Origin of the sequence: Aeromonas sp. Prich7-2 (assembly GCF_017939255.1) — a bacterium.
Lineage (GTDB): Bacteria > Pseudomonadota > Gammaproteobacteria > Enterobacterales > Aeromonadaceae > Aeromonas > Aeromonas caviae.
In genome coordinates this window covers 1-4,126 of sequence record NZ_JAGKRI010000167.1, presented here as the reverse complement: position 1 = coordinate 4,126, position 4,126 = coordinate 1, and the positions used below count along the sequence as shown (strand labels likewise).

Genomic DNA, 4,126 nt, shown 5'->3' with positions numbered 1-4,126 from the left:
CCAGCGAGGTGGAGTGGCAAGACGCGAGACTGGACACCTATCGGTGCCGTGATGCTAAATCCGGAGCGGCCCGAGAAACCCGAGCCGGAGCAAAAAGAGGCTGCTTAAAACAGCTTTGCGCGACAACTATCTTGAAAAACGCCGACCATGCTACGCATTCACTGCATGCAGCATTGGTACAACCTGAGCGATGGCGCGATCGAAGATGCTCTGTACGAAATCGCCTCCATGCGTCTGTTTGCCCGATTATCCCTGGATAGCGCCTTGCCGGACCGCACCACCATCATGAATTTCCGCCACCTGCTGGAGCAGCATCAACTGGCCCGCCAATTGTTCAAGACCATCAATCGCTGGCTGGCCGAAGCAGGCGTCATGATGACTCAAGGCACCTTGGTCGATGCCACCATCATTGAGGCACCCAGCTCGACCAAGAACAAAGAGCAGCAACGCGATCCGGAGATGCATCAGACCAAGAAAGGCAATCAGTGGCACTTTGGCATGAAGGCCCACATTGGTGTCGATGCCAAGAGTGGCCTGACCCACAGCCTAGTCACCACCGCGGCCAACGAGCATGACCTCAATCAGCTGGGTAATCTGCTGCATGGAGAGGAGCAATTTGTCTCAGCCGATGCCGGCTACCAAGGGGCGCCACAGCGTGAGGAGCTGGCCGAGGTGGATGTGGACTGGCTGATCGCCGAGCGCCCCGGCAAGGTAAGAACCTTGAAACAGCATCCACGCAAGAACAAAACGGCCATCAACATCGAATACATGAAAGCCAGCATCCGGGCCAAGGTGGAGCACCCATTTCGCATCATCAAGCGACAGTTCGGCTTCGTGAAAGCCAGATACAAGGGGTTGCTGAAAAACGATAACCAACTGGCGATGTTATTCACGCTGGCCAACCTGTTTCGGGCGGACCAAATGATACGTCAGTGGGAGAGATCTCACTAAAAACTGGGAATAACGCCTTAAATGGCGAAGAAACGGTCTAAATAGGCTGATTCAAGGGAAGGTGCGAATAAGTCATATGGCACGAGAGCATTTACTGGTAACCCATTGATATTAAATGACTAAAATTTTCATTTTTTGTTCGTGGGATACTTGTTCGCACTTTCCCAAGGCATTTACGGGAGAAAAAATCGGCTCAAACTGAAAAAATGAAATGACTGAGTCAGCCGAGAAGAATTTCCCCGCTTATTCGCACCTTCCCTAGATAGCACTCGCACTATGCTCACTCTAATTGGCAATGAAGGATCTATGTTTAACCTGATTTTGGTTAATAGCAGGCACCGAGATACGCTAGGCACATTGTAGATTGGTCCCTTGAAGATCCTAGATTGGCCCCTTGAAGATCCAGACACTTCGCCCCTCTTAACTTAAGAGGTAGTCTTGGAACTATGTTCAGTACTAGTCGCAACGAGAAGATGGTCGAAGTAATGGGATGGTCGCCCCTCCCCAAACGGCATCTAACGTGCCAATGTGGCAAAGATATTCCCACTGACTGTAGAGAGGCGAACGCTATGAAAATCACCACGATTGGCATCGATTTGGCCAAAAATGTCCTGCAGGTTCATGGCGTGGATGAGCGCGGCAAAGTGCTTCTGAAAAAGCAGCTCAAGCGGGACCAGATGATCACTTTCTTTGCCAACTTGCCCGCCTGTCTGATCGGCATGGAAGCTTGTGGTAGCGCCCATTTCTGGGCCAACAAGCTGCAAGGTCTGGGGCATACCGTCAAGCTGATGGCACCTCAATTCGTCAAACCCTACGTCAAAACAAACAAGAATGATGCCCCCGATGCCGAGGCCATTTACGAAGCGGTAACCCGGCCAACCATGCGCTTCGTGCCGATAAAGAGTAGCGAACAGTTAGCCGTCCTAGCCCTGCATCGTGCTAGGCAGGGGTTCGTCAAGGCCAGGACCGCCCAGGCCAACCAGATCCGAGGACTTTTGGCGGAATATGGGCTCATCATCCCCCAGGGCATCACCCACATCGGCCAGCGTGTTCCCGAATTCCTGGAGGACAGTGAAAACTGCTTGCCAGGGACGTTTCGCCTGTTGCTGATGCGACTCCACGAGCACCTCAAGGAACTCAATAAGCAGGTCAACGAGCTGGAGGAAGCGAGCGTACGCTGGCATCGAGACAGTGTCGCCAGCCAAACATTGGCACAGCTACCCGGTATAGGTCCTATCACCACCAGCGCCCTGGTGGCCTCCATTGGCAATCCGAGAAATTTCCAGAATGGCAGGCAGTTGGCCGCGTGGCTGGGGTTGGTGCCACGGCAACACTCCAGCGGTGGCAAGCAGACCCTGCTGGGGATCAGCAAGCGCGGCGACAGCTACTTGCGCACACTGTTAATTCATGGCGCTCGGGCGGTGCTACGAGTAGCAGAACACAAGGAGTCGTTTGCAGGAAGCTGGTTGGCCGGGGTGATGGCACGGCGCAACCCTAACGTGGCGGCGGTAGCGCAGACGGCTAGAATCATCTGGGCATTGCTGGCACACGACAGAAAATATGATGCTCACAATGGCATGGCCGCATGAAAAACAGGTTTAGTAAGGGCGGGCTGACAGCCCTGCAACAAGACGGTTGGCAATGATAATGAAGCACAGATTGCGCAGGCAATCATGAAGTGATGGCGAGACAGGTCAGACCGTGGCTGGCAAAACCCGGTGTTAACACAGCACGTCGTTAAGTGCGCTGTAAGTGATAGAGGAGCCAGTCAGCGAATTCCATCAGGGATAGAGGCTGTTGCCTCGGTGAAATCCGGATCTATGGCTGCAATCTCCACCTGACTCACTTTCATTGATTGAGGGCTTGGCAAACCGGGGCGACCATCTATGTTAACAGGGGCTGAGCGTCGTCGACGCCGGAAAAGATCTCCATCGTGCAGCAGACCTTTGAGCCCGGAATGACCGTCTCTCATGTAGCTCGCTTGCACGACGTCAACGCCAACCAGCTTTTCAAATGGCGTAAGCAATTCCAGGAAAGCTCTCTCACGGCGATCACCGCCGGTGAGGATGTTGTTACAGCCTTCGAGTTGGTTGCTGCCATCAAGCAGATCCGAGAGCTCCAGCGTCTGCTCGGGAAGAAAACCATGGAGAACGAGATCCTCAAAGAAGCCGTAGAGGTTGGTCGAGCAAAAAATGGATTGCGCATGCGCCCTTGTTGCCGGGGGACGACGATTAAGTGCTGTGAGCCAGGCCCTTAATGTATCGCGTGCGCAGCTATCCGTTCGTGTTCATCGAAAACCAGGTTGGCAAGATGGTCGTCATCATCGCCTGCATGATGATGCTGCCTTACTTGGCCGGATCATGGAGGCGATGGCTGAGCTTCCCTCCTATGGCTATCGTCGAGTCTGGGCGCTGTTACGGCGTCGGTCAGAGGCAACACGACAGCCTGTGGTAAACGCCAAACGGGTATATCGCGTCATGCGCGATCATGGCCTGTTGCTGGAAAGAAAACCGGCTGCACCATTGACCCAGCGGGCACATCAGGGGCGTGTTGCCGTCAAGGAGAGCAATCGACGTTGGTGCTCAGATGGCTTCGAGTTTCGCTGCGATAACGGTGAAAAACTACGAGTCACGTTCGCCATGGACTGCTGTGACAGGGAAACCTTGGACTAGGCTGCCAGTACCGGGGGTTACGACAGTGCCACGGTGCAAGATGTCATGCTGAGGTCTGTTGAGCGTCGCTTCGGGGATGCGTTGCCGGCATCACCGGTGGAGTGGCTGACTGATAATGGTTCGGCGTATCGAGCCCATGAGACCCGCGCGTTTGCACGAGAAATCGGGTTGGAGCCCAAAACGACTGCGGTGAGAAGCCCACAGAGCAACGGTATAGCGGAGTGCTTCGTGAAGACGATGAAGCGAGACTATATCGAGATGATGCCGAAACCAGATAGCCGAACAGCGGTAGGCAATTTGGCCATCGCGTTTGAGCATTATAACGAACACCACCCGCACAGCGCCTTGGGATACCGTTCAGGGTGAGAGCGTGAACATTTTGTTAAATTTCACCCAGTTTTTTGAGACCCGCATTGAGTACCGTTTCCAGATATTCACTGCTCATTCCTGCGATTTTTTGCTTCCGTCTTACGCTCGCCTTGCGTGAAGTCTCGGCCCTGAGC

General features: G+C 54.0%; 1 protein-coding gene and 3 pseudogenes. 3 read left to right on the top strand and 1 reads right to left on the bottom strand.

Translation table 11 applies throughout. The annotated features are described in order from the left end of the window. Positions 1–144: 144 nt before the first annotated feature. The 3 genes and pseudogenes from J9892_RS19510 to J9892_RS19500 all read left to right on the top strand — a co-directional run. Positions 145–951 (top strand): annotated as a pseudogene (locus tag J9892_RS19510) (IS5-like element IS5 family transposase); the annotation flags it as partial. 569 nt (positions 952–1,520) lie between these two features. Continuing rightward, the gene (locus J9892_RS19505; protein ID WP_021140576.1) at positions 1,521–2,540 is read left to right on the top strand and encodes an IS110-like element ISAs16 family transposase; all 1,020 of its coding nucleotides are present in this window, start codon (positions 1,521–1,523) and stop codon (positions 2,538–2,540) included. A 297-nt stretch (positions 2,541–2,837) separates the two neighbouring features. Then, positions 2,838–3,989 (top strand): annotated as a pseudogene (locus J9892_RS19500) (IS3 family transposase). Between the two features lie 16 nt (positions 3,990–4,005). Here J9892_RS19500 and J9892_RS19495 read toward each other — a convergent pair. Beyond that, a pseudogene (locus J9892_RS19495) lies at positions 4,006–4,126 on the bottom strand (ISAs1 family transposase); the annotation flags it as partial.

Coding starts and splice junctions, on each gene's coding strand:
- J9892_RS19505 (WP_021140576.1), top strand. CDS start 1,521: ATGAAAATCACCACGATTGGCATCGATTTGGCCAAAAATGTCCTGCAG.